This window comes from Mesorhizobium sp. BHscii (assembly GCF_053848065.1).
Map to the genome: position 1 here is coordinate 119,964 of NZ_JBSPKW010000017.1, position 25,036 is coordinate 144,999.

Genomic DNA, 25,036 nt, shown 5'->3' on the forward strand with positions numbered 1-25,036 from the left:
AGAAAATACCGGGAGGACGGATCTGGATGGCCAGCAGGCCCAAGGCGACGATACTCGACATTGCCCGCGAGGCGGGCGTGTCCAAGTCGACGGTGTCGCTCGTGTTGCAGGGCAGCGATCTGATCCGGCCTGAGACCGCGCTGAAGGTCCGCAAGGCGATCGAGGATGTCGGCTATGTCTACAACCGCGGTGCCGCCAATCTGCGCAAGGCCCATTCCAACGTCATCGGCATGGTCATCAACGATCTCACCAACCCGTTTTTCGCCGAAATGGCGGTCGGCATGGAGCGCGTCTTCCAATCGGCGGGCGTCGTGCCGTTCATCGCCAACACGGCGGAGAACCCGGTGCGCCAGGAAGAAGTGCTGAAATCGCTGATGGAGCAAGGTGTCGCCGGGCTGATCGTGTCGCCGGCGCGCGGCACGACTCCCGGTGCGTTCCGCCGCATCGAAATGGCGGGCCTTCCGATCGTCTTCACCATGCGCCGCCTTCCTGAAAGCCGCATTCCGGTGATCGCGCCCGACAATCATCGCGGCGCCTGGCTCGCCACCGCCCATCTGATCCGCAAAGGGCATCGCCGGCTGGCGTTCTTCGGCGGCTCATCGGACCTAGTGGTCTATCATGAGCGGCTGGGCGGATTTCGCGAGGCCTGCGAGGCGCTCGGCATCGCCAAGCGCGATACACTGGTCGTTGAAGGCGAAACCAGCCGCAAGGGCGGCATTGCCTGCCTGGAAACAGCTCTCGCGATGGCCGAGCCGCCGACCGCGGCGCTGTGCTTCAACGATGCGGTCGCCTTCGGCGTCATGCTGGCGCTGCGCAAGCGCGGCCTCGAGCCCGGTGCGGATTTCGCCGTCGTCGGCTTCGACGACGTGATCGAAGCCCAGCATTACCTGCCGGCGCTGACCAGCGTCGCGGTGGATTCGGCAGGCCTGGGCGAGCGCGCCGCCCACGTCATGCTGAAGATGATCCAGTCGCGCACCACGCGCGCCGAGGATCATATCGGCGCCGTCAACCTTGTCATCAGGGACAGTTGCGGTCCTGATCGCCGTGCTGGAATGGGAGACGCGGCATGACCGTCAAATGGGGACTGATCGGCGCAAGCACGATCGCCAGGCAATTCATGATCAACGCCATCCGCGCACAACCGAACAGCGAGATCGCGGCGGTGATGAGTTCCAGCCCGGAGCGCGCCACTTCCTATGCCAAGGAGAACGGCATTCCGCTTGCCGTCTCGACGCTCGATGAATTGCTCGGCTCCGACATCGACGCCGTCTACATCTCGACCACCAACGAACTGCATCTCGAACAGGCACTAGCCGCCATCAGGGCGGGAAAACATGTGCTGTGCGAAAAGCCGTTGGCGCTGACCAGCGCCGATGCGCGCGCAATGGTCGCCGCCGCCAAAGCTGCCGGCATCGTGCTCGGCACCAACCACCATCTGCGTAATGCCGGCTCGCACCGGGCGATGCGCGAAGCCATCGCCGCCGGCCGCATCGGCAGACCGATTGCCGCGCGCGTCTTCCACTCCGTCTATCTGCCTGAGAATCTGCAGGGCTGGCGTATCACCAGGCCGGAAGCCGGCGGCGGCGTGGTGCTCGACATTACGGTGCACGACGCCGATACGCTGCGCTTCGTGCTCGGCGACGATCCGCTCGAGGTTTCGGCGTTCACCCAGGCCGCAGGCATGGCCGCCGGCGGCCTGGAGGACGGCGCCATGTGCATCTGGCGCTTCAAATCGGGCGTCATCGCCCAATCGCATGAGGGTTTCACTACCAAATTCGCCGGCACCGGCTTCGAGGTGCATGCCAGCGAAGGCTCCCTGATTGCGAAGGATGTGATGACGCAGAAGCCGATCGGCTCTGTGCTGCTGCGCACGGCAAAGGGCGAGGAGGAATTGAGCTTCGACCGCGAAGATCTCTATGTCCGTTCCCTGCGCCAGTTCCATGCGGCGATCCGTGGCGAAGGCCAGCCGTCGGCCACCGGCGAGGACGGCGTCTGGTCGCTGACATCAGCCGAAGCGGCGTTGCAATCCGCCAAGTCCGGCAAATCAGCCGCGATCGATCCGAAACTCGGGGGCGCAGGGTGAGCAAGCTTGTCTCCGCAGCGCAAGCCGCCGGCCTGATCGGTGACGGCATGGTCGTTTCGGTATCGTCGTCGAGCGGTCTCGGCTGCCCGGATGCGGTGCTCGCCGCCATCGGCGAGCGCTTCGACGCGGAAGGCCATCCGAAGAACATCACGACGCTGCACCCGATCGCCGCCGGCGACATGTACGGCATCAAGGGCATCGACCATCTGGCCAAGCCTGGCCTGTTGAGGCGGACGCTGTGCGGCTCCTATCCGTCCGGCCCGTCATCTTCGGAGCCGCCGCAGATCTGGAAGATGATCGGCGACAATTCGGTCGCCGCCTACAACGTGCCATCCGGCATATTGTTCGACATGCATCGCGAGGCCGCCGCCAAGCGCCCCGGCGTGCTGACCAAGGTCGGCCTCGATACCTTCGCCGACCCGCGTCACCAGGGCTGCGCCATGAATGCGGCCGCGAGCGAGCCGATCGTTTCGGTGCAGCAGTTCGACGGCGAAGAATGGCTCTATTTCCGCTCGATCGTGCCTAACGTCTCGATCATCCGGGCGACGACGGCCGATGAGCGCGGCAACCTCACCTATGAGCATGAGGGCGCCTATCTCGGCGGGCTGGAACAGGCGCTCGCCGCCCGTAACAACGGCGGCATTGTCATCGCGCAGGTCAAGCGCGTCGTCGAGAACGGCACGCTGAAACCGCATGACGTGCGCGTGCCCGGTGTGCTGGTCGACCACATCGTGGTCGCGGCCGATCAGTTGCAGACGACACTGACACCCTACGACCCGGCCATCTCGGGCGAGATCTTCCGGCCGCTGTCAAGCTTCCGCAACGCCGAAATGAATGTCCAGAAGGTCATTGCCCGCCGCGTCGCCATGGAGCTTGCCGACGGCATGGCGGTCAACATCGGCTTCGGCATCTCGGCCAATGTGCCGCGCATCCTTCTCGAGGAAGGCCAGCACGGCAAGGTCACCTGGGTGATCGAACAGGGCGCGGTCGGTGGCGTGCCGCTGCTCGACTTCAAGTTCGGCTGCTCGTCGAACGCCGACGCCTTCATGCCTTCGCCACACCAGTTCATCTACTTCCAGGCGGGCGGTTTCGACGCGTCGCTGTTGTCCTTCCTGCAGATCGACCGCCACGGCTCGGTCAACGTGTCGAAGCTTTCAGCGAGGCCGCACGTCACCGCCGGCGCCGGCGGCTTCGTCGATATCACCGCGCGGGCGAAGAAGATCGTGTTTTCCGGTTTCTTCACTGCTGGGGCCAAGCTGTCGCTGGCCGATGGCGGCATCCGCATCGACGGGGAAGGCAAGGTCAAGAAGGTGGTCGGCGAGGTTGAGCATATCTCCTTCTCGGGCAAGCGCGCCGTCGCGCAAGGGCAGGACATCACCTATGTCACCGAACGCTGCGTCATGAAGCTGACGCCGGATGGGCTGATGGTGACTGAGCTGGCGCCCGGCATCGACCTTCAGCGCGACGTGCTGGCGCAGGCCGAGATCCCGCTCGGTGTCGCCAACGACCTGAAAGTGACACCGGACGCGCTCTATCGTGACCGGCCGATCGGACTGTCGCTCAATGGCGGCGCCTCCCTTGGAGGCGCGCATGGCTGAGCGTCTCGTCACCTTTGAAACCGACGGCGACCTCGGCATCGTCACGCTGCGCCGGCCGGAGAAATTCAACGCGCTCGATATCCCGATGCTGCGCGCGCTGGAAGCCGCGCTCGATACGGCCGAGGCCGCGGACGGCGTCCGCGTCGTGCTGCTGTGCGGCGAAGGCAAGGGCTTTTGCGCCGGCGGCGACGTCGAAGCGTGGTCGCGAATGAGTGCCGCCGATTTTCAGGTGCAATGGGTGCGCTACGGCCACCGCGTCTTCGACCGGCTGGCGCGGCTGCGGCAGCCGACCATCGCCGTTCTGTCCGGCCATGCGCTGGGCGGCGGGCTGGAATTGGCGGTCGCCTGCGACTTCCGCGTCGCCGAGACGCAGGTGAAATTAGGTTTTCCGGAAACCTCGATCGGCGTAGTGCCCGGCTGGTCCGGCACGCAGCGCGCGGTACGCCGTTTCGGTGCGCAGACGGTGCGGCGCATGGCAATCGGCGGCGAGACGTTCGTGGCGGCCGAAGCACTCGCTCTGGGCATCGTCGACCGGGTGATCGACACAGGCAAGGCGTTCACCGAGGCCAAGGCCTGGGCCGGCAAGATCGCCGAGCGCGGCCCGCTGGCAACGGAGGCCGCCAAGCTGATGATCGCGGTCGCCGAGGGCGAGGAAAGTGCTGCCGCGACAGAGGCGCTGGCCAGCGGCTTCATCGCGCTAACCGGCGACCTCAAGGCCGGCATCGACGCTTTCAAGACTAAGCAGAAACCAGCGTTTTCAAGATCCTAAAAAGCATGCGGAACCTGGAAATCACATGAACTTGCCCCTCACCATCGCCATGCCCGCCGAGGCATCCGCAGCACCGAAGACCTACCGGCTGCTGATCGACGGCAAGTTCGTCGATGCCCGCGACGGCCGCACACTGGAGCGCAACAGCCCCGGCCACGGCTTCACCGTTTCGCGCTATGCACAAGCCGGCGCGGCCGAAGTCGAGGCGGCGGTGACCGCCGCGCACAAGGCTTTTGAGACCGGCCCGTGGCCGCGCATGAAGGCAGCAGAGCGCGCCGCGATCCTGCTCAAGGCGGCGGACCTGATCGAGGCGCGGCTCGAGGAGATTGCCCGGCTCGACGCGCTGGAATCCGGCAAGCCGATCGCCCAGGCGCGCGGCGAGATCGGCGGCGCCGTCGACATCTGGCGCTATGCCGCGGCGCTTGCCCGCACGCTCCATGGCGAAAGCTATGCCAATCTCGGCGACGCCATGCTGGGCGTCGTGCTGCGCGAACCGATCGGCGTCGTCTCGATCATCACGCCGTGGAATTTTCCGTTCCTCATCGTCAGCCAGAAATTGCCGTTCGCGCTCGCCGCCGGCTGCACGGGGGTGGTGAAGCCGAGCGAGATGACCTCGGCCTCGACCTTCGTGCTCGGCGACATCCTGATGCAGGCCGGCTTGCCGGATGGCGTCGTCAACATCCTCGCTGGCCTGGGCGCGGATGTCGGCGCGCCGATGGTCAGCCATCCGCTGGTCGAAATGGTGTCGTTCACCGGCTCCACCCGGGTCGGCAAGATGACCATGGCGTCGGCTGCGAACTCTCTGAAGAAAGTCTCGATGGAGCTCGGCGGCAAGAACGGGCAGATCGTCTTTCCAGACGCCGACCTCGAAGCGGCGGCCGACGCGGCGGTGTTCGGCGGCTTTTTCAACGCCGGCGAATGCTGCAACGCCGGCAGCCGGCTGATCGTCCACGAGGCGATCGCCGACGACTTCCTCGGCGCAGTGAAGGCGCTCACCGCAAGGGTCACCGTCGGCGATCCGCTCGATATCAGCACCAAGGTCGGCGCGATGATCTCTTCCGAGCACCTGGCCAAGGTGACCGGCTATGTGGCGGCGGCGGCAAACGACGGCAGCAGCGTCTATAGCGGCGGCAAGCAGATCGCCTCCAGTGCCGGTCAGTATCTCGACCCGACCATCCTTCGCGGCGTCACCGAAGACATGGCCATTGCACGTGAAGAAGTGTTCGGCCCGGTGCTCTCGGTACTGACGTTTGAATCGATTGAAGAGGCGTTGCGCATCGCCAACAACACGCCCTATGGTTTATCGGCGGGTGTGTGGAGCGCCAGCATCGACACCTGTATGTCGGTGGCGCGGAATGTGCGTTCGGGAACCGTTTGGGTGAACACGTTCATGGAAGGTTATCCCGAGCTGCCTTTCGGAGGCTACAAGCAGTCCGGTCTCGGACGCGAACTCGGCAAGCGCGCCGTCGAGGACTATACCGAGGAAAAGACGATCCAGTTTCATCGCGGCCAGCGCACCGGATGGTGGGTCGGCTGAGTTGGGAAGAACCCGGCGGACAACCGCCGGTCGTGTAGCTGCAACAAGGGAGGAAGTACATGTTGCGCAAATTGCTTATCGGAACGGCTCTCGGCTCGGGTCTTGCGTTCGCGGCTCACGCTCAGGACGTCAAGGAAGTCGAGATGCTGCATTGGTGGACGTCTGGCGGCGAAGCGGCTGCTTTGAACGTGCTCAAGGAGGATCTGGCCAAGCAAGGTTTTGCCTGGAAGGACGTGCCCGTGGCCGGCGGCGGCGGCGACGCCGCCATGACCGCGCTGAAGGCGATGGTCGCGGCTGGCAACTACCCGACCGCCTCCCAGATGCTCGGCTATACCGTGCTCGATTATGCCGCGGCCGGCGTGATGGGCGACCTGACCGAGACGGCAGTAAAGGAAGGCTGGGACAAATCCGTTCCGGCCGCCCTGCAGAAATTCTCGGTCTATGACGGCAAGTGGGTCGCGGCTCCGGTCAACGTCCACTCCGTCAACTGGCTGTGGATCAACAAGGCGGTGATGGACAAGATCGGCGGCACCGAGCCCAAGACCTTCGACGAATTCATCGCGCTGCTCGACAAGGCCAAGGCGGCGGGCGCCATCCCGCTCGCGCTCGGCGGCCAGAACTGGCAGGAAGCCACCATGTTCGACTCGGTGGTGTTGTCGACCGGCGGACCTGAGTTCTACAAGAAGGCCTTCAACGACCTCGACGAGGAGCAGCTCAAGTCCGACACGATGAAGAAGTCGTTCGACAACCTTGCCAAGCTCGTCACCTATGTCGACCCGAACTTCTCCGGCCGCGACTGGAACCTTGCCACCGCCATGGTCATCAAGGGCGATGCGCTGGTGCAGGTCATGGGCGACTGGGCCAAGGGCGAATTCAACGCCGCCAAGAAGACCCCGGGCACCGACTTCCTGTGCTACCGCTTCCCGGGCACCGACGGCAGCGTGGTCTACAACTCCGACATGTTCGGCATGTTCAACGTTCCGGAGGACCGTAAGGCCGCCCAGGTTGCGTTAGCCACCGCCACTTTGTCGAAGAGCTTCCAGTCGGCTTTCAACGTCGTCAAGGGCTCCGTCCCGGCCCGCACCGACGTGCCCGACACCGACTTCGACGCTTGCGGCAAGAAGGGCATGGCCGACCTGAAGGCCGCCAACGAAGGCGGCACGCTGTTCGGTTCGCTGGCGCAAGGCTATGGCGCGCCGCCGGCCGTCGCCAATGCCTATAAGGACGTCGTCTCGAAATTCGTCCACGGCCAGATCAAGACCTCGGACGAGGCCGTGACCCAGCTGGTTAACGCAATCGAAGACGCCAAATAAGAACCGGCATGAAAGGACCTTCCCCGCTCCGGTGGGGAAGGTTCCACCAAGCCAGGATGGTCGGCCTCTGGTCGGAATGGCGCCGGCGATCAACCAACACGCCCCGTCTCGACGGGGCTATCCTTCCCCGCCTGGCGGTGAAGGGACCCCGAGAGGGAGGAGCCCATGACAACGGTCGCGACCCAGATCAAGCTGACGCCTGAGCATAATGCGCGCCCGCGCGCCTCGGTGCGTTCGCGCCTGCAGGACGCGCTGCCGAAGATCGTACTGGCGCCAAGCTTTGCGATCACCATCGTCTTCGTCTACGGCTTCATCCTGTGGACGGTCTATCTGTCCTTCACCAACTCCAAGACCTTCCCGTCCTATGCCATATCAGGGCCGCGCGCCTATCAGCGGCTGTGGCGCTGGACTTTCGAGAGCGACCCGCCGTCGAGCTGGTACACGTCGATCACCAATATGGGCATTTTCGGCTTTCTCTACATCTTCATCTGCCTGGCGCTCGGCCTTTTCCTGGCCATCCTGCTCGACCAGAAGATCCGCGGCGAAGGCATGTTGCGGCCGATCTACCTCTACCCGATGGCGCTATCCTTCATCGTCACCGGCGTCGCCTGGAAATGGTTCCTCGATCCCGGCCTCGGCCTCGAGCAGACGCTGCACCAGTGGGGCTGGACGAGCTTCCATTTCGACTGGATCAAGAACAAGGATTTCGTCATCTACACCGTGGTGATCGCCGGCGTCTGGCAGGCGTCCGGCTTCATCATGGCAATGTTCCTCGCCGGCCTGCGCGGCATCGACGGCGAGATCATGAAGGCGGCGCAGATCGACGGCGCCACCACTTTCCAGCTCTATCGCCGGATCGTCATCCCGCTGCTGCGGCCGGTGTTCCTCTCGGCCTTCATCGTGCTCGCCCACCTCGCCATCAAGTCCTACGATCTGGTCGTAGCGCTGACCAGCGGCGGGCCGGGCGGCTCGGCCTGGCTGCCTTCGAACTTCATGTATGAGTACACCTTCAAGCGCAACGAAATGGCCGTCGGCTCGGCCAGCGCCGTAATCATGCTGATGACCATCACCGCGATCATCGTGCCTTACCTCTATTCCGAGCTCAGGGAGCGGCCGCGATGAGCGTCATTGCCACGCCCGCTCGCCAGAGCACTGGCGGCATCAGCGCCAGGACCGTCAACCGCATCGTCATCTACGGCCTGCTGGCGCTGTTCGCACTGTTCTACCTGGTGCCGCTGTTCGTCATGCTGGTGACTTCGTTCAAGACGATGGACGAGATCCAGAACGGCAACATGCTGGCACTGCCGCAGGCGCCGACCTTCGAGCCGTGGCTAAAGGCGTGGGGCGAGACCTGCGTCGGCCTGACCTGCGCCGGCATCAAGGGCTATTTCTGGAACTCCATCAAGATGGTGGTTCCGGCGGTGCTGATCTCGACATTGCTCGGCGCCCTCAACGGCTATGTCTTGACCAAATGGCGCTTCCGCGGCCACACGCTGGTTTTCGGGCTGATGCTGTTTGCCTGCTTCATTCCGTTCCAGTCGGTGCTGTTGCCGATGGCGACGATCCTCGGCAGCCTCGGCCGTTTCGGCGTAACGCTGCGAAACGCGACGGGATTTTCATTCGGCTTGGGCAATCCGACGGTCAACCTGGTCTTTGTCCACGTCGTCTATGGGCTCGGCTTCACCACCTTGTTCTTCCGCAACTATTACGAGGCCTTCCCGACCGAACTGGTCAAGGCGGCACAGGTCGACGGCGCCAGCTTCTTCCAGATCTTCCGGCGCATCATGCTGCCGAATTCGATGCCGATCTTCGTCGTCACCGTCATCTACCAGTTCACCAACATCTGGAACGACTTCCTGTTCGCCTCGGCCTATGCCGGAACCGGTGACGCGATGCCGATGACCGTGGCGCTGAACAACGTCGTCAACACCTCGACCGGTGTCGTCGAATACAACGTCAACATGGCGGCGGCGATGATCGCCGCACTGCCGACCCTTCTCGTCTACGTGGTCGCTGGCCGCTATTTCGTGCGCGGCTTGATGGCCGGCGCCGTCAAAGGATAATCGCATGGCTTTTCTCGAAATTGATGGGCTGAGGAAGCGGTTCGGATCGGTCGAGATCCTGAAGGGCATCGACCTCGATCTCGAAAAGGGCGGCTTCCTCGTGCTGGTCGGCCCGTCCGGCTGCGGCAAGTCGACCTTGCTCAACACCATCGCCGGCCTGGAAACCATCACCGAAGGCGAAATCCGTGTCGACGGACGGACGATCAACGATCTCCACCCCTCGAAGCGCGACATCGCCATGGTGTTCCAGAGCTACGCGCTCTATCCAAACATGACGGTCGCGGGAAACATTGCCTTCGGCATGGAAATGCGCGGCGTTCCGGCTCAGGAGCGCCAGAAGGCGATCGACAAGGTGGCGAAAGTGCTGCAGATCGGCCACCTCTTGCAGCGCAAGCCGAGCCAGCTTTCCGGCGGCCAGCGCCAGCGCGTAGCCATGGGCCGGGCGCTGGTGCGCGACCCCAAGCTCTTTCTCTTCGACGAGCCGCTCTCCAATCTCGACGCCAAGCTGCGCGTCGATATGCGCATCGAAATCAAGCGCCTGCATGCAACCACCGGCACGACAATCGTCTACGTCACTCACGACCAGATCGAGGCGATGACGCTGGCCACCAAGATCGCGGTGATGCGCGACGGCGAGGTGCAGCAGTTCGGCACGCCTGCCGAAATCTACAACAATCCGACCAATCTGTTCGTTGCCGACTTCATGGGCTCACCGGCCATGAACCTGATCCCGGCGACGATCGGCGGCAATGGCAATGCATTGTCCGTGGTGCTGCAGCGCGAGGCGCGCGAGCCGATCTCGCTGCCGCTGGCCGATGCGCCGACGGGTCTGTCGGCATTCCACGACAGGCCGATCATCTTCGGCGTTCGCCCCGAGGCGCTGACCGATCCCGAAGGGGCCGAACGCAACGCATCGAACATCGCCACCGCCGACTGTCACATCGAGGTCGTGGAACCGGCCGGCTCCGACACTTTCGCCGTCACCAACCTGGGAGGCAAGGCTGTGGTGGCGCGTCTGCGCGCCGACGCCAACATCCAGCCGGGCACCAGCACGCCGCTCGCCTTCAACCTGACCAAAGCGGTGTTCTTCGATCCGGCGACCGAGAACCGTATCCTCTGACAGCCATGACAAACCCGGACATCGTCATCATCGGCTCCGGCATCGGCGGCGCCACGATCGCTTCCGGCCTTGCCGGCAGCGGCGCCTCGATCCTGATGCTGGAGCGCGGCGAGAAACTGCCGGCAACGCCGCACACGCGCGACACACGCGCCATTTTCGTCGACGGTCACTACCGGCCAAAGGAGATGTGGCGCGAGGCCGGGGGTGCTGCGTTCAACCCCGGCAACTACTACTATGTCGGCGGCAATTCGAAATTCTATGGCGCGGTGCTGATCCGCTACCGCAGGCAAGACTTTTCCGCCATGGAGCACTATGGCGGCATCTCGCCGGCCTGGCCGTTCTCCTATGAGGAGTTCGAGCCATGGTACTCCAAAGCCGAGCAGCTTTTTCGCGTGCGCGGCGCACTCGGCGAAGACCCGACCGAGCCGTTCCACTCCATCCCCTATGCCTTCGGGCCGGTGCCGGACGAGCCGCCCATCGCCCGCGCCCGAGCCGAACTCAAGGGCCTCGGCCTGCACCCGGCATCGCTGCCGCTCGGTGTCGACATCGATGCCTGGCTAAAGGACGGCAAGACAGGCTGGGACGCATTTCCCAACACCGGAGCCGGCAAGGTCGACGCCCAAACGGGGCCGCTGGCGGCGGCACTTGCCGACCGGAACATCGAGCTCGAGACCGGTGCCCATGTCGAATATCTCGAAGCGTCATCGGATGTCAGAACGATCGCCGCCGTTCACTATCGCCAGAATGGCACGCTGAAGAAAGTGACGCCGAAGTTGGTGATTCTCTCGGCCGGCGCGGTCAATTCGGCGGTCATCCTGCTGCGCTCGCCCTCTCCTGACGGCAAGGGCCTCGCCAACCGTTCCGACCAGGTCGGCCGCAACTTCATGAACCACAATTCGAGCGCTATGCTGGCGATCGACCCGCGCCGCAGGAACACATCCGTCTACCAGAAGACGCTGATGCTCAACGACTACTATCTGTCCGACGGCAAAGGCGGCAAGCCACTCGGCAACGTCCAGCTTCTCGGCAAGATCGACGGCCATATCCTGAGGGCCAACGTCAGGCTTGCACCCAAATTCGCGCTGGACTTCATGGCCGGCCACGCCGTCGACTGGTACCTGATGTGCGAGGACCTGCCCGATCCCGAAAGTCGCATCATGGTCGACGGCAAGGATATCGTCATGCAGTGGCGGCGCTCCAACATGCAGTCGCTCGACGGGCTGACCAAGGTGATGCGCGAGAATTTCCGTGCCTGCGGCTATCCGATCGTCCTGTCGCGGCCTTTCGACAAGCGCACGCCGTCGCATCAGTGCGGAACGGTCAAGATGGGCGACGATCCGGCGACCTCGCCGCTCGACCCGTTCTGCCGCTCGTTCGACCACCGGAACCTGTTTGTCGTCGACGCTAGCTTCCTGCCGAACTCGGCGGCGGTCAATCCGGCGCTGTCGATCGCAGCACAAGCACTGCGCGTCGCCGACCACATCCGCAAGACGGAGCTTGTCGCATGACCCGCCCGGCAGCCATCGTCACCGGCGGCGCACGCGGCATCGGCCTCGCTTGCGCCGCGGCGCTGGCCGATGCGGGCTTCGACCTCTTTGTCGTGGACCTTGCCGAAAAAGCCGCCGACGGACTAGCCGCTGACATCACCGCCCACGGCGCGAAATTCGCCTATCATTGCGGCGACATCGCCGATCTCGACAGCCATGCAGCGCTGGTCGATGCCGCGACAAGCGCCTTCGGTCGCATCGATTGCCTGATCAACAATGCCGGCATCAGCGCGGTCGTGCGCGGCGACCTGCTGGAACTGAGACCGGACAATTTCGACCGGATCCTCAGCATCAATCTGCGCGGCACCGTCTTCCTCAGCCAGGCCGTTGCGAGGGCGATGCTTGCAACGCCGGGTGATTGCCGCCGATCGATCATCACCATCACCTCGGTCAGCGCCGAAATGGCCTCGCCCGAACGTGCCGACTATTGCATCTCCAAAGCTGGGCTTTCGATGTGGGTAAAGACCCTCGCGCTGCGGCTCGCCGCCGAAAATATCGGTGTGTTCGAGGTGCGGCCGGGCATCATCCGCACCGACATGACATCAGGCGTAACCGCCAAATACGACGCGTTGATCGACGGCGGGCTGGTGCCGGCGAAGCGCTGGGGCGAAGCCGCCGATGTCGGCGCCGCGGTCGCGGCACTCGCCGGCGGCAAGCTCGGCTTTTCGACCGGCTCGATCATCAATGTCGACGGCGCACTGTCGGTGCCGAGGCTGTGAACAGGTGACGCCATGACCGACTACATCATCGTCGGCGCCGGCCCGGCCGGTTGCGTCCTCGCCAACCGGCTGAGCGAAGATCCCTCGCATCAGGTGCTGCTGCTCGAGGCCGGCGGCAAGGACTGGCATCCGCTGATCCATATGCCGGCCGGCTTCGCCAAGATGACCAAGGGCATTGCCGCCTGGGGCTGGTCGACCGTGCCGCAGAGGCACATGAAGAACCGCGTCTTTCGATATACGCAGGCCAAGGTGATCGGCGGCGGCTCCTCTATCAACGCTCAGATCTACACGCGCGGCAATGCCCGCGATTACGACGCCTGGGAGAAGGAAGAAGGCCTTGTCGGCTGGGGCTATCGCGATGTGCTGCCCTATTTCAAGCGGGCCGAGAACAACCAGCGCTACGCCAACGATTTTCACGGCGATCAGGGCCCGCTCGGCGTCTCGAACCCGATTGCGCCGCTGCCGATCTGCGAAGCCTATTTCCGCGCCGGACAGGAGATAGGCATTCCGTTCAATCCGGACTTCAACGGGGTAGCCCAAGAAGGCGTCGGCTACTATCAATTGACGCAGAAGGACGCGAGGCGCTCCTCCGCCTCGGTTGCCTATCTCAGGCCGATCCGCGAGCGCAAGAACCTGACCGTCAGGACCAATGTGCTGGTGACGCGCATCGTCATCGACAAAGGCCGCGCCGTCGGGGTCGAGATCATCGACAGGCCGGGCGGTCAGCCGACGATCCTGCGCGCCGAGCGCGAAGTGATCGTCTCGTCCGGCGCCATCGGCTCGCCGAAGCTGCTGATGCAGTCGGGCATCGGCCCGGCCGACCAACTGAAGTCGGTCGGCGTGACGCCGGTCCACGACCTGCCCGGTGTCGGTTCCAACCTGCAGGACCATCTCGACCTGTTCGTCATTGCCGAATGCACCGGCGACCACACCTACGACAACTACGCCAAGCTGCACCGGACGGTGTGGGCCGGCCTGCAGTATCTGCTGCTCAAGAAGGGACCGGTTGCCTCCAGCCTGTTCGAAACCGGCGGCTTCTGGTACGCCGATCCGACCGCCGCCTCGCCCGATATCCAGCTCCATCTCGGCCTCGGCTCCGGCATCGAGGCCGGCGTCGAGAAACTGAAAAATCCGGGCGTGACGCTGAACTCGGCCTTCCTGCGCCCGCGTTCACGCGGCACGGTACGGCTGAACAGTGCCAACCCGGCCGACAGCCCGCTGATCGATCCGAATTACTGGGCTGATCCCCACGATCGCGACATGTCGATCAAGGGGCTCAGGCTGGCGCGCGAGATCATGCGGCAGAAGGCGCTTGCCCCTTACGTGCTGCGCGAGGTGCTGCCGGGACCGAAACTCACCAGCGACGACGAGCTGTTCGACTATGCCTGCCGCAGTTCCAAGACCGACCACCACCCTGTCGGCACCTGCCGCATGGGCCATGACGCGATGAGCGTGGTAACGCCCGACCTCAGGCTGCGCGGCATCGAGGGTCTGCGCGTCTGCGACGCCTCGGTGATGCCGCGCATCCCCTCCTCCAACACCAATGCACCGACGATCATGGTCGGCGAAAAAGGCGCCGATCTGATCCTTGGCCGCGAACCGCTGCCGCCGGCCGTGTTTTCCACCAACCAAGCGGCATGAGATCCCAAGAATGACAGGCACTGTGTCTTCGCTCGATTCCGCAATGACGTCACCGACGACGAGCGAGCGGCAATCCATGCCGCTTTCGAAGCATTGCGACGGCTGATCGACGGCATGGGCACGGTCGAATTCAGCGCCAACACCAGCCCAGAACCGTTCGCGCGCGGCTTCACGCCCGGCTTCACCATCGACTTCCGCGATGCCGCAGCACGCGACGCCTATCTGATGCATGAGGCTCACAGCCGAGCCGGCGCCCGGCCGGTCGCGGCGCTTGAAGGCGGCACGGATGGACTGATGGTGTTCGATCTGGATATAAGCGCTTAGCTTACCCGAGCCTCAGCGCGACCACCCCGGCAACAATGCTGAGCACGGCGGCACCGCGCCATCCCGTCATCTTCTCGCCGAGCGCAAACACCGAAATCATCATGGCGAACAGGATCGAGGTTTCGCGCAGCGCCGCGACCGAGGCGATCGGCGCCTTGGTCATCGCCCACATCACGATCCAGTAGGCGGCGCCGCTGAGCACGCCGGTGTACACGCCCGCCTTCCAGTCGCGCGCCAGCACCGGCAGCGCCTTTGGTCCGCGAAAGATCAGGCACAGCACCAGCGCCCATGCCGCATCACAGACGAACAGCCATGCCGCATAGCTCGATGCAGTTGCGGCCAGCCGCGCGCCGCTGCCGTCTGAAAGCGTATAGCTGCCGATGAAGATCGATGTACCCAGCGCAAAGCCGACGGCACGCGGGTTCAGCCTTTCCAGATGCGCGCCGCCGCGAAACGACAGCACCAGCGTCCCGGCCGACAAAAGAACGATCCCGACGATGGCCAGCGGTGTCGGAACTTCAGCGACAACCACCATGCCACCAAGTGCTGCAAGCAGCGGTGCGGTGCCGCGCGCCAGCGGATAGGTCTGCGCGAAATCGCCGGCCTTGTAGGCGCCGATCAGAAACGTTCTGTAACCCATGTGGAAGACCACCGAGGCGATGATATAGGGCCACACTTCCGACTTCGGCACCTCGACAAATGGCAGAGCCAGAAGTGCAACGGCGCCCATGCCGAGCGTCATCAGCGTGATCGACAGGAAGCGGTCGAGATGGACCTTGACCAGCGCGTTCCAGATCGCGTGCATGGCGGCGGCGGCAAGCACCGCGAAGAAGACGAACAAGCTCATCGGCGGGTCATCCCGCCTCCGGCCCCCGTTGTGAACGGCGTTTCCAGGTCGATGTCGACCCGCAGCGGAAAATGGTCCGAGGCGATTTCGTCGATATCGGCACTGACCGAGCGCACGCGGCCCGCCAACATCCCGCCGACGAAGCAATGGTCGAGCCGGCGCTTTGCCAGCCTGCCGTCGATGGTCTTCACATGGGTATGGAAATCCGCCGTCGGTTCGCTGGCGACAGCGGCGGCATCGACAAAACCGTCGAGATAGGCAGCACCGCGATGGTACGGCGTGCTGCCGACTATGCGCCGGCACTCGGCGCTGCCCGGCTCCATGTTGAAATCGCCCATCCAGATCGCCGCCAGCGGGTTTTCCGGCTCCGGCTCGCCATTGCTCCAATTGCGCTCGGGTTCGTCATCGGCGCCGCTCCACGGGCCGCCGTCGGACGGTGCACGGCGATGCTCGGCGAGCAGGTAATCGATCTGCTCCAGCCGCTCTTCGACGGCGATATGCGCGAGATGCAGCGACAGCACCCGCACCGGACCGGCAGGGGTGCGGATCATGCATTCAAGCGCCGCGTTGCGGGTGTTGAGGGGACGCACCGTGCGGCGCAGTGGCAACGTGTGCAGGCGCGACCAGACGATCGGCAGCTTGGACAGGATCATAGTGCCGAATTGCCGCCGCCGGTTGACGATGCGACCGTCATGTCGCTCGCTGGCGTCCATGTCGAAGGCTGGGCCATAAACCCAATGGTATTCCGGCAGTAGCCGGGAAAGGATTTCCGGCTGGTCATCTTCGTTGCTGCGCAGCCAGTGCCGTTCCACTTCCTGCAACGCGATGATGTCTGCGCCAGCGACAACCTCGGCTGAGCGCGCGAGATCGTAGCGGCCGTCGCTGCCGAAACCGTACTGGATGTTGTAGCTGACCAGCTTCATTGCTTAACCGGCTCAAATTCGTGATGGCAGTAGCGGTTTGGCGGATTGGTTGCAATGTACAGCCGGATGGAGAGAGCTTGGGCCAGACAGCGCGCAGCTAAGTCGTCAGGGGCTGGAATCGTCCCGGCGGAGAGGCGGCCAATTCCGACCAGTCGATTTCCTCCTCCAGGCGATGATACGCTTCATCGCCGATCGTGCCGTCGATACGCAGCTGTTCCAGCGCGTCACGCTGGCTCTTTATCGCATAGAGACGCAATCTGTCGTACTCGGTCGCTGCCTGGGCGTCCTCCGGGTTTTCAGCGATCGTACGCTGCGCGGTAAATTGCTCGCGGACCACGGCCGCGGCATTCGATGTCTTGCCGCTCAACACGTCCAGCGCTGCCTGCATGATGGCGGCGCGTGCCTGCGCGACCTCGCGGTCGACAGTTTCGTCCGGATCGAGACGCAGCAAGCGCAGCAGCGGCTTCAGGCTCATGCCTTGAAGCACCAATGTGCCGAGAACGACCGAGAAGGGTGACCAGACCACGCATGCCACACCAGCCGATCAGCACGCCGCCGCGGAACGACGGGGCTTCAGCCTGCCGTTCCGCGTCACCGAAGGCGGCAAGCCACCTGATGATCGCGCCGCATCCCAGAACCCAAACAAGGCGCGAGATGATGACGACAGCCAGCACGGCTGCGGCGAAGACGAACGCTTCGACCTGCCCCTGCTCGGCCAGCCGGCCGACGATCAATCGTGCCTGAAGTCCCATCAGGACGAAGGCCAGAACGTTCAGCACGAAGACAGCCGTCTCCCAAACCGAGTAGGAGCTGACGCGATTTCTGGCCGGCATGCGGCGCGGCGCGGTGCGCGCGATGGTCATGGCATAGACGACGATCGTAATGATGGCGGAGAGCCCGATCTTGTCGGCCAGGATCCAGACGCCGAAAGTCCCGGCAAATTGCACCACCGTGCCACTTGCCGGATCGCTGATGCGACTGAGGGTGACGAGAGACAGCCGGCCGAGCACATAACCAGCGGCAAGGCTGCCGACCGTCGACAGCAAGATCATCGGAACCGCGCTGCTCAGCAGGATGGAGCCGGCAGCAGCGGAAACCGCCATGCGGTAGATCAGGAGTGCCGTGGCATCATTGAGCAGGCTTTCTCCTTGCAGGATCGCGGTGACGCGATGCGGCACCTTGAACTGTCCAAGCACGGCCGACGCTGCGACGGCATCGGGCGGCGCCACGATCGCGCCGAGGGCGATTGCCGCGGCGATCGGCAAGCCTGCCATTGTCCATCCGACAAGCGCCACGGCAGCAGTGGTGAAAACGACGGCGCCAAGCGCCAGCAAGGCAAGTGGCAGTCTGTAGCGATTGAGATCGCGCAGCGACGTGTCGTAGGCAGCATCGAGAAGCACCGGCGCGATGAACAAAGCGAGCGCCAGTTCGGGATCGATCTCGATGGTCGGCGCAAACGGCAGGAATGCGATGCCGGCGCCCGCCAACGCCAGCAACGAAGGATAGGGAACCTGGAGACGCCGCGACAGCGCCGTCAGCGCGACGGCGATCAGCAGAAGAATAAGGGTCAGCTCGAAAAGCGCCATCCCCTACCGTACCGGTGAAGCCGGGCGATTGGCACTGCAAAAAAACGGCGACCGGCTTTGGCTAATGTGAATGGTGAATGGTGAATGGTGAATGGTGAATGGTTGCATGCAGAGACGTTTCGGCCCGTAAAGCGCCTTCTTGCTATTCACTATTCACTTTTCCCCTAATGCAGCACCAGCATGTCGCCCGACGAGAAGGAAATCTCGGCCTTTTCGCCAACGGCGGGCGGCGGGGTGGCCGGACTGTTGAACGTGTCGAGCGATACCGTGCTGCCGCCGATGCCGACGCGAACCCGGATGACCGAACCGAGGAAATGCACTTCGGTGATCTCGCCCGAAAGACTGGCGTCACGGCCGGGATGGCGACCGAGCGAAATCGCCTCGGGCCGCAGTGCCAGCGACAGCGTGTCGCCGGACTTGGAGCCGTTGAGCTTTCCCTGCAGCGAGATCTCTTGCGCGTTGACGCGCACCTTGCCCGACGCCGCGTCGGTGACGGTGCCTTCGAGCACGTTCAGCGTGCCGACGAAATTGGCAACGAACTTGGTCGCCGGCCGGTTGTAGATCTCGAACGGCGTGCCGACCTGCTCGGCCTTGCCGCCATACATGACGGCGATGCGGTCGGAGATCGACAGCGCCTCTTCCTGGTCGTGGGTGACGAAGACGGTGGTGATGCCGAGCTTCTTCTGGATCGAGCGGATTTCCTCGCGCAGCGACACGCGCACCTTGGCGTCGAGCGCCGACAGCGGCTCGTCGAGCAGCAGGAGCTTCGGCTTCGGCGCGATGGCCCGCGCCAGCGCGATACGCTGCTGCTGGCCGCCGGAGAGCTGATAGGGATAGCGGTCACCCATCTGCGGCAGCTTGATGAGCTCGAGCATCTCGGCAACGCGCCTGTCGGCATCGGCCTTTGGCATGCCCGCGACCTTCAGCCCGAAGCCGATGTTCTGCGCCACCGTCAGGTTCGGAAACAGCGCATAGGCTTGGAACACCATGCCGACATTGCGCTGGTTGGGCTTGAGCCGGGTGATGTCCTTGCCGGCCACCACGATCTTGCCGGCGCTCGGCTCCTCGAAGCCGGCGACCATGCGCAGCACCGTCGTCTTGCCGCAGCCCGATGGCCCGAGGAAGGAGACGAATTCGCCCGGCTCGACGTCGAGATTGAAATCCTGCACGACGGTGGTGGCGCCGAAGGCTTTTCGCACCTGCTGGATGGAGAGGAATGGCTCGGCCATGGCTTTTCTTTCGGTCAGTACTTTTCGATCAGTTTGGCCGGTTCGCCGATCGCGGCGCAAAACGCGACAGGATCTGGATCAGCGACATGCAGCCCCAGGTGATGGCGAACGAAATGAGCGCCAGTGCCGACGGCTCATAGGCACTGTTGGCGCCGATGTTCTGCAGATAGGGGCCAAAGGCTGGGCGATTCAACAGCGAGGCCATGGTGAACTCGCCGATGACGATGGCAAAACTCAGGAACGCGCCGGATAAGACAGCGATCAGTACGTTCGGCAGGATGATGCGGGCGATGATGGTGGTCCAGCCGGCGCCGAGGATTTGTGCGGCTTCGGTGAGCGTTCTGACGTCGATGGTCCTGAGACCGGTATCGACCGCCCGGTACATATAAGGCAGCGCCAGCACTGCATAGCCGATGACCAGCAGAGCATCGGTGCCGCGCGCTGTCGCCAGAAAGGGCAGCGTTGAATTCGAACCGAACATTCTGATGTAGCCGAAGACGATGACGATAGCGGGGATAACCAGCGGCAGCAGCGTTATGAACTCTATGACCGGCCGCAGATTCGGTAGCCGCAGCCGTATCCAGTAAGCCGTCGGGACAACGAGCAGCACGCCCAAAAGGATGGTGAAGATCGCCACAACGACGGAATAGGTAAATGTAGTCTGGAAATTCGGATCTCCGAAGACTGAGCGGTAGGCGTCAAAGGAGTATTCCCCTCGCCGCTTACGCAAAGAGAATTCAAAGGTCGCCAAAAGCGGCAGGACAAAATAAGTGGTTCCCACGCCAAAAACGAGCCAAGCCCAAAAGCGGCTGCCTTGCTTCATTTCAGCCACCGTTCGGCTCGCCGTTGGAACAAGATATAGAATAGGTTGGCCAGGCCGGTGATGACGATCATGCCGAACGCAAGCGCGTAGCCTAGATTCGGATTGTACAGCACGTCGCCGCGAATCTGCGCGAACAGCTGGATTGGCACGATGTTGAGTGACGGCCCCGTTAGTGCATAGGCCGTTGCGACCGCCCCGAAGGCATTGGCAAAGAGGAGGACCGTCGTACCGAGAAAGCTCGGCCATAACACCGGGATGACCACCATGCGCCAATATTGCCAATTGGTTGCCCCGAGCGTGGCGGCAGCTTCGCCCCATTCCTTCTTCAACCCATCGACCGCCGGCGTGATGATGACGATCATCAATGGAATCTGGAAATAGAGATAGGTGAGAATCAGGCCCCAAAACGAAAAGATACTGAAGCCGAGCGAATAGATGTTGATGCCGAAAACGTCACGCAACAGGATCGTCGCCACTCCGAGCCGACCTAGCGTTGCAATGAACGAGAATGCCAGCGGTACGCCCGCGAAATTCGAGGCGACGCCCGAGAAGGTCAAGGTTGCCGAGCGTAACCACGGCGGCAAGCCTCCGCGAACCACTGCCACCGCCATGGCCAGGCCGATCAAGGCACCAAGGACCGCAGAGACAAAGCTGATCTGAATGGATACCCAATAGGCTGCGGCGAGCTTGGGTTGCGACAACGCTATGATGTTGTCGAACGTATAGTCGCCGGCTGCATTTTTGAACGCGCCCGCGATCAGCCCTACAGTGGGCAAGATCAGAAAGACCAGCGCGAAAACGAAGAACGGAGTTACGCCTAACCAATGCAGTGGCAGCCGAAGGCGGCTGATCTCCGGCGCGCCAGGACTGACGCGGGCTGTCTGGGACATTGTGGAGTCTGCCATGGAATTCCCGAAGTCTGGCATAGGGCGCCGGCCGGCGAACGGCCGGCGCCCTATGAATTACTTCACGACGGCGCCAACGATGGCATCCCAGTTCGTGCTGATTTCCTTCTTGGCCGCGTTCTGTTCCTCCAAGGTTGGAAAGATCGCTTTTTCGTAGTTCTCGGCGGCCGGCAGCTTGTCCAGCATCTCCTTCGGGATCACGCCCTTCTTGGCGAGATCATTGAAGCGGATCGGGTGGCAGTAGCCCTTCAGCCAGCCCAGCTGGCCTTCGTCCGAGTAGAGATACTCCATCCACAGCTTGGCGGCGTTCGGATGCGGCGCATAGGCGCTGATCGCCTGTACGTAGACGCCTGCGACCACTGCTCCCTTTGGCACGACGATTTCGATTTCCGGATTGCCGGCCATCTTGTCGCGCATGGCGAGCAGGTTGTAGTCCCAGTTCATCACGATCGGCGTCGTGCCCTGGGCGACAGCTGCCGCTTCACCGTCGACCGGCACGAAGTTGCCGGCATCGTTGAGCTGCTTGAAGAACTGCAGACCCTTGGCGGCGGCGTCCTGGCCGCCGGTACCGCCAGCCGCGAGGCCCGAAGCGTAGACCGACATGACGGCGTTGTTCGAGGTGCGCGGGTCACCGGCGAGCGCCACCGAGTTAGCATATTCCGGCTTCAGCAGGTCAGCCCAGTCCTGTGGTGCGTTCTGCACGACGGCCTTGTTCACGCCGAAGGCGAGCACGCCGTAGTAGTCGCCGTACCAGTAGCCGTCGGCGTCCTTGGCGCTGTCAGGGATCGAATCCCAGGTCGACACCTTGTAGGGCTGGATCAGGCCGTCTGCTTTGGCGGACGGGCCAAACGACAGGCCGACGTCGATGACATCAGGCGCCTGCGGGCCCTTATTGTCCTTGTTGGCCTTGATCGCCTCGATCTCATCGCCGGAGCCGGCATCGGGATTGAGCTCGTTGATGGTGATTTCCGGATACTTCGCCTTGAAGCCGGCGATGACGTCGCCGTAGCCGCACCAGCTGTGCGGCAGCGCGATGGTGGTGAGCTGGCCTTCCGCCTTGGCGGCGGCGACCAGTTCATCCATGGACTGCGCCGACGAGATGGCAGAGGTCGCCATCAGGGCGACGGCCGTAAGGGAAAGCACTTTTCCCGTGAATTTGAACATGTGTTCTCTCCGTTGAACTGACGCCGTTGGACGCCTGCGATGCGGTATCGTTTTCGTGTGACAGCCCGATGAAAGCTTTGTGAAAGCGATGCCCTGCAGTACGAAAAAGTAAACTCTTTTTAACCGGCTGTAGCAATCGCCCCGCGATTATTTTTCCGGCTAACGAATTTCTGTCTTACCTTTCATCTTTTGCCCTTTCTTTGCCTCAATTTCCCAGATCAACTTTCGGCGCGCAAAACCGTCTCAGACGGTGCCGGCAATGGCATTGTCGAGCAGCGTCAGCGCCGCCTTCCTGGTCAGCTTGACCGGGTTGCCGCCGGCGGTCGGATCGACCACCGCCATGTCGGCGATCAGGCCCTTGCGCTTCTTGTCCATGTCGAGCCCCTTGATCAGGCCCGGCAGCGCGTGCGGCACCTTCAATTCCTTGCGAAGCTTGATGACGGCCTTGGCGAAGCCGTCGAAGCCGCCCTTGATGCCGCAATAAGCTGCGAGCCGCGCGATGCGCACCTCGATGGCGTCGCGGTTGAAAGCCAGCACATAAGGCATGAACACGGCGTTGGTCATGCCGTGATGGGTGTCGTAGAGCGCGCCGATCGGATGCGACAGCGAGTGGATGGCACCCAGCCCCTTCTGGAAAGCGGCGGCGCCCATGGCGGCCGCACTCATCATGTGGGCGCGGGCGACGAGATCCTTACCGTTGGCATAGGCTTTCGGCAGGTTCTCGAAGACGAGCCGCACGCCTTCGACAGCGATGCCGTCGGCCATCGGATGATAGCCCGGGGCGCAATAGGCCTCGAGGCAGTGAGCAAGCGCGTCCATGCCTGTGCCGGCGGTGATGAAGCCCGGCATGCCGACCGACAACTCCGGATCGGCGATGACGATGGCCGGCAAAAGTTTCGGATGGAAGATGACCTTCTTGGTGTGGGTCGCTTCATTGGTGATGACGCCGGCGCGGCCGACCTCCGAGCCGGTGCCGGCGGTGGTCGGCACGGCGATGATCGGTGCGATCGCATCGGAGTTGGCGCGCGTCCACCAGTCACCGATATCTTCGAAATCCCAGACCGGCCGCGTCTGGCCTGCCTGGAAGGCGATCAGCTTGCCGAGGTCGAGCGCCGAGCCGCCGCCGAAGGCTATGACGCCGTCATGCTTGCCCTTCTGGAACACGGCAATGCCGGCGGTCAGGTTGGAGTCGACCGGGTTCGGCTTGACCTCGGAAAACACGCCATAGGGTACCTTGGCGTCGTCGAGGATCTTCAGCGTCGTGGCGACCACCGGCAGCTTGGCTAGCCCCGGATCGGTAACGAAGAGCGGCCGCTTGATGCCGGTGGCATCAAGCACATCAGGCAATTCCTTGATGCGCCCCGCGCCGAAGCGCACGGTTGTCGGATAGTTCCATTTGGAAATCAATTTTGTCATTTTGATCTTTCGAAAAATCAGATGGCTTCACGTAGATGGTATGATTTCGGCCTGGTCAGATTGTCGTAGCCGATGGCCGACAGTGCGGCGCCCTTGCCGGTGTCCTTGACACCGGTCCAGACCAGCGCCGGATCGAGATAGTCGCAGCGGTTCATGAACACGGTGCCGGTCTCGATGCGATCGCCGATCGCCGCCGCATGCTCGGTGTCGCGCGTCCAGATCGAGGCTGTCAGCCCATAGGGGCTGTCGTTCATCAGCGCGATCGCCTCTTCGTCGTTGCGCACCTTCATGATGCCGACGATCGGCCCAAAACTTTCCTCGCGCATAACACTCATCTGATGATCGACCCCGGTCAGCACTTCCGGCGCCAGATAGGGCGAGCCTTGCTCGTCATTGGCAACCTTCATGTTGATGTGGGCCTTGGCGCCCTTGCGCAGCGCCTCGGCCTTCTGCTCGCGGATCAGGTCGGCGAAGCGCGCCTGTGCCATCGGCCCCATCGTCGTCGCCTGGTCGAGTGGGTTGCCAACGACGTAGTTCTTGGTTTCGGCGATAAAGCCTTCGATGAATTCATCATAGACCTTCTCATGGACATAGACGCGCTCGATGCCGCAGCAGCACTGGCCGGAATTGTAGAAGGCCCCGTCGACCAGGTTGGCGACGGCATGATCCATCTTGGCGTCGGCCAGGACATAGGCCGGGTCCTTGCCGCCGAGTTCGAGGCCGAGCGTCATGAAGGTGCCTGCCGCGGCCTTTTCGATGGCGCGGCCACCGCCAACCGAGCCGGTGAAATTGACATGGTCGATCTTGCCCGAGCCGAGCAGTTTTTCGGTCTGCACATGGTTCATGACGAGGTTCTGGAACAGACCCTTGGGCAGGCCTGCTTTGTCGAACGCCTGTTGAAAACGTTCGCCGACCAGCAGCGTCTGCGCCGCATGCTTAAGGATGACGGCACTGCCGGCCATCAGCGCCGGCACGATGGTGTTGACGGCGGTGAGATAGGGATAGTTCCACGGCGCAATCACCATGACCACGCCGAGCGGCACCTTCTTCACATAGCGGCGAAACCCGTCCTTCGGATTGGAGGCGAGGACCGGCTTGAGTGCCGCTTCGGCGATCTCGACCATGTAGCTGGTACGTTCCCTGACGCCGCCGAACTCGCCGCCATAGCGCACCGGACGACCCATCTGCCAGGCGATCTCCGGCACGATCTCGTCGGTCATGGCGACCAACGCTTCCAACATGGCAAGCATGTATTTGCCGCGCTCGACGATCGGTGTCTCAGCCCATTTCTCCTGCGCCGCCTTGGCACGCTCGACCGCCGCATTGATCGCCTGGTCCGTGGCCACAGGCCGCTCGGCATAGATCGAACCATCGACGGGAGATTTTATCTTGACCGTTTCGGTCATTCCTTTGAGTCCTCACGGTTAAT

20 protein-coding genes and 2 pseudogenes are annotated in these 25,036 nt (G+C 63.2%); 13 read left to right on the forward strand and 9 right to left on the reverse strand.

Annotated features, from left to right (window positions below; all coding sequences use genetic code 11):
• The first annotated feature begins 26 nt into the window (after positions 1-26).
• The 13 genes and pseudogenes from ACWTU7_RS22285 to ACWTU7_RS22345 form a co-directional block, all read left to right on the forward strand.
• Positions 27-1,070, forward strand: coding sequence for a LacI family DNA-binding transcriptional regulator (locus ACWTU7_RS22285; RefSeq protein WP_455840264.1), 1,044 nt, complete (start codon positions 27-29; stop codon positions 1,068-1,070).
• Positions 1,067-2,083: a Gfo/Idh/MocA family protein gene (locus ACWTU7_RS22290; RefSeq protein ID WP_455840265.1), complete on the forward strand. Its 1,017-nt coding sequence runs from the start codon at positions 1,067-1,069 to the stop codon at positions 2,081-2,083. The genes ACWTU7_RS22285 and ACWTU7_RS22290 overlap by 4 nt, the downstream gene beginning before the upstream one ends.
• Positions 2,080-3,681 carry an acyl CoA:acetate/3-ketoacid CoA transferase gene (locus ACWTU7_RS22295; RefSeq protein ID WP_455840266.1) on the forward strand — a complete coding sequence of 534 codons (1,602 nt, stop codon included), beginning with the start codon at positions 2,080-2,082 and terminating at the stop codon, positions 3,679-3,681. The genes ACWTU7_RS22290 and ACWTU7_RS22295 overlap by 4 nt, the downstream gene beginning before the upstream one ends.
• Positions 3,674-4,450: an enoyl-CoA hydratase/isomerase family protein gene (locus ACWTU7_RS22300; protein WP_455840267.1), complete on the forward strand. Its 777-nt coding sequence runs from the start codon at positions 3,674-3,676 to the stop codon at positions 4,448-4,450. Before ACWTU7_RS22295 ends, ACWTU7_RS22300 begins: the two co-directional genes overlap by 8 nt.
• Positions 4,451-4,475: 25 nt before the next feature.
• Complete coding sequence (locus ACWTU7_RS22305) at positions 4,476-5,987, forward strand: aldehyde dehydrogenase family protein (RefSeq protein WP_455840268.1); 1,512 nt, start codon at positions 4,476-4,478, stop codon at positions 5,985-5,987.
• 59 nt (positions 5,988-6,046) lie between these two features.
• On the forward strand, positions 6,047-7,300 hold the full coding sequence (locus ACWTU7_RS22310; protein ID WP_455840269.1) for an ABC transporter substrate-binding protein: 1,254 nt from the start codon (positions 6,047-6,049) through the stop codon (positions 7,298-7,300).
• A 165-nt stretch (positions 7,301-7,465) separates the two neighbouring features.
• Positions 7,466-8,422, forward strand: a complete 957-nt coding sequence (locus ACWTU7_RS22315) for a carbohydrate ABC transporter permease (protein WP_095517243.1) — start codon at positions 7,466-7,468, stop codon at positions 8,420-8,422.
• Positions 8,419-9,363 (forward strand): carbohydrate ABC transporter permease, encoded by a 945-nt coding sequence (locus tag ACWTU7_RS22320; RefSeq protein ID WP_455840270.1) that lies wholly within the window; start codon positions 8,419-8,421, stop codon positions 9,361-9,363. The genes ACWTU7_RS22315 and ACWTU7_RS22320 overlap by 4 nt, the downstream gene beginning before the upstream one ends.
• Before the next feature lie 4 nt (positions 9,364-9,367).
• Positions 9,368-10,483, forward strand: coding sequence for an ABC transporter ATP-binding protein (locus tag ACWTU7_RS22325; RefSeq protein ID WP_202366049.1), 1,116 nt, complete (start codon positions 9,368-9,370; stop codon positions 10,481-10,483).
• Positions 10,484-10,488: 5 nt separating this feature from the next.
• Positions 10,489-11,991, forward strand: coding sequence for a GMC oxidoreductase (locus tag ACWTU7_RS22330; protein ID WP_455840271.1), 1,503 nt, complete (start codon positions 10,489-10,491; stop codon positions 11,989-11,991).
• On the forward strand, positions 11,988-12,749 hold the full coding sequence (locus ACWTU7_RS22335; protein ID WP_455840272.1) for a 3-ketoacyl-ACP reductase: 762 nt from the start codon (positions 11,988-11,990) through the stop codon (positions 12,747-12,749). The genes ACWTU7_RS22330 and ACWTU7_RS22335 overlap by 4 nt, the downstream gene beginning before the upstream one ends.
• Before the next feature lie 12 nt (positions 12,750-12,761).
• The gene (locus tag ACWTU7_RS22340) at positions 12,762-14,390 is read left to right on the forward strand and encodes a GMC family oxidoreductase (RefSeq protein WP_455840273.1); all 1,629 of its coding nucleotides are present in this window, start codon (positions 12,762-12,764) and stop codon (positions 14,388-14,390) included.
• Positions 14,391-14,417: 27 nt separating this feature from the next.
• A pseudogene (locus ACWTU7_RS22345) lies at positions 14,418-14,714 on the forward strand (Dabb family protein); the annotation flags it as partial.
• A 1-nt stretch (position 14,715) separates the two neighbouring features.
• Here ACWTU7_RS22345 and ACWTU7_RS22350 read toward each other — a convergent pair.
• From ACWTU7_RS22350 to ACWTU7_RS22390, 9 genes and pseudogenes are all read right to left on the reverse strand, one after another.
• Complete coding sequence (locus ACWTU7_RS22350) at positions 14,716-15,561, reverse strand: EamA family transporter (RefSeq protein WP_455840274.1); 846 nt, start codon at positions 15,559-15,561, stop codon at positions 14,716-14,718.
• The gene (locus ACWTU7_RS22355; RefSeq protein ID WP_095517250.1) at positions 15,558-16,484 is read right to left on the reverse strand and encodes an endonuclease/exonuclease/phosphatase family protein; all 927 of its coding nucleotides are present in this window, start codon (positions 16,482-16,484) and stop codon (positions 15,558-15,560) included. Before ACWTU7_RS22355 ends, ACWTU7_RS22350 begins: the two co-directional genes overlap by 4 nt.
• 97 nt (positions 16,485-16,581) lie before the next feature.
• Positions 16,582-18,070, reverse strand: a pseudogene (locus tag ACWTU7_RS22360) (cation:proton antiporter).
• 164 nt (positions 18,071-18,234) lie between these two features.
• Positions 18,235-19,299: an ABC transporter ATP-binding protein gene (locus ACWTU7_RS22365; protein WP_095517252.1), complete on the reverse strand. Its 1,065-nt coding sequence runs from the start codon at positions 19,297-19,299 to the stop codon at positions 18,235-18,237.
• Between the two features lie 28 nt (positions 19,300-19,327).
• Positions 19,328-20,122 carry an ABC transporter permease gene (locus ACWTU7_RS22370; RefSeq protein ID WP_095517253.1) on the reverse strand — a complete coding sequence of 265 codons (795 nt, stop codon included), beginning with the start codon at positions 20,120-20,122 and terminating at the stop codon, positions 19,328-19,330.
• Complete coding sequence (locus ACWTU7_RS22375) at positions 20,119-21,012, reverse strand: ABC transporter permease (RefSeq protein ID WP_245316077.1); 894 nt, start codon at positions 21,010-21,012, stop codon at positions 20,119-20,121. Before ACWTU7_RS22375 ends, ACWTU7_RS22370 begins: the two co-directional genes overlap by 4 nt.
• Before the next feature lie 72 nt (positions 21,013-21,084).
• Positions 21,085-22,191 (reverse strand): ABC transporter substrate-binding protein, encoded by a 1,107-nt coding sequence (locus ACWTU7_RS22380; protein WP_455840275.1) that lies wholly within the window; start codon positions 22,189-22,191, stop codon positions 21,085-21,087.
• A 243-nt stretch (positions 22,192-22,434) separates the two neighbouring features.
• Positions 22,435-23,607, reverse strand: coding sequence for an iron-containing alcohol dehydrogenase (locus ACWTU7_RS22385; RefSeq protein WP_455840276.1), 1,173 nt, complete (start codon positions 23,605-23,607; stop codon positions 22,435-22,437).
• A 17-nt stretch (positions 23,608-23,624) separates the two neighbouring features.
• Positions 23,625-25,013 (reverse strand): aldehyde dehydrogenase family protein, encoded by a 1,389-nt coding sequence (locus ACWTU7_RS22390; protein ID WP_455840277.1) that lies wholly within the window; start codon positions 25,011-25,013, stop codon positions 23,625-23,627.
• Positions 25,014-25,036 lie beyond the last annotated feature (23 nt).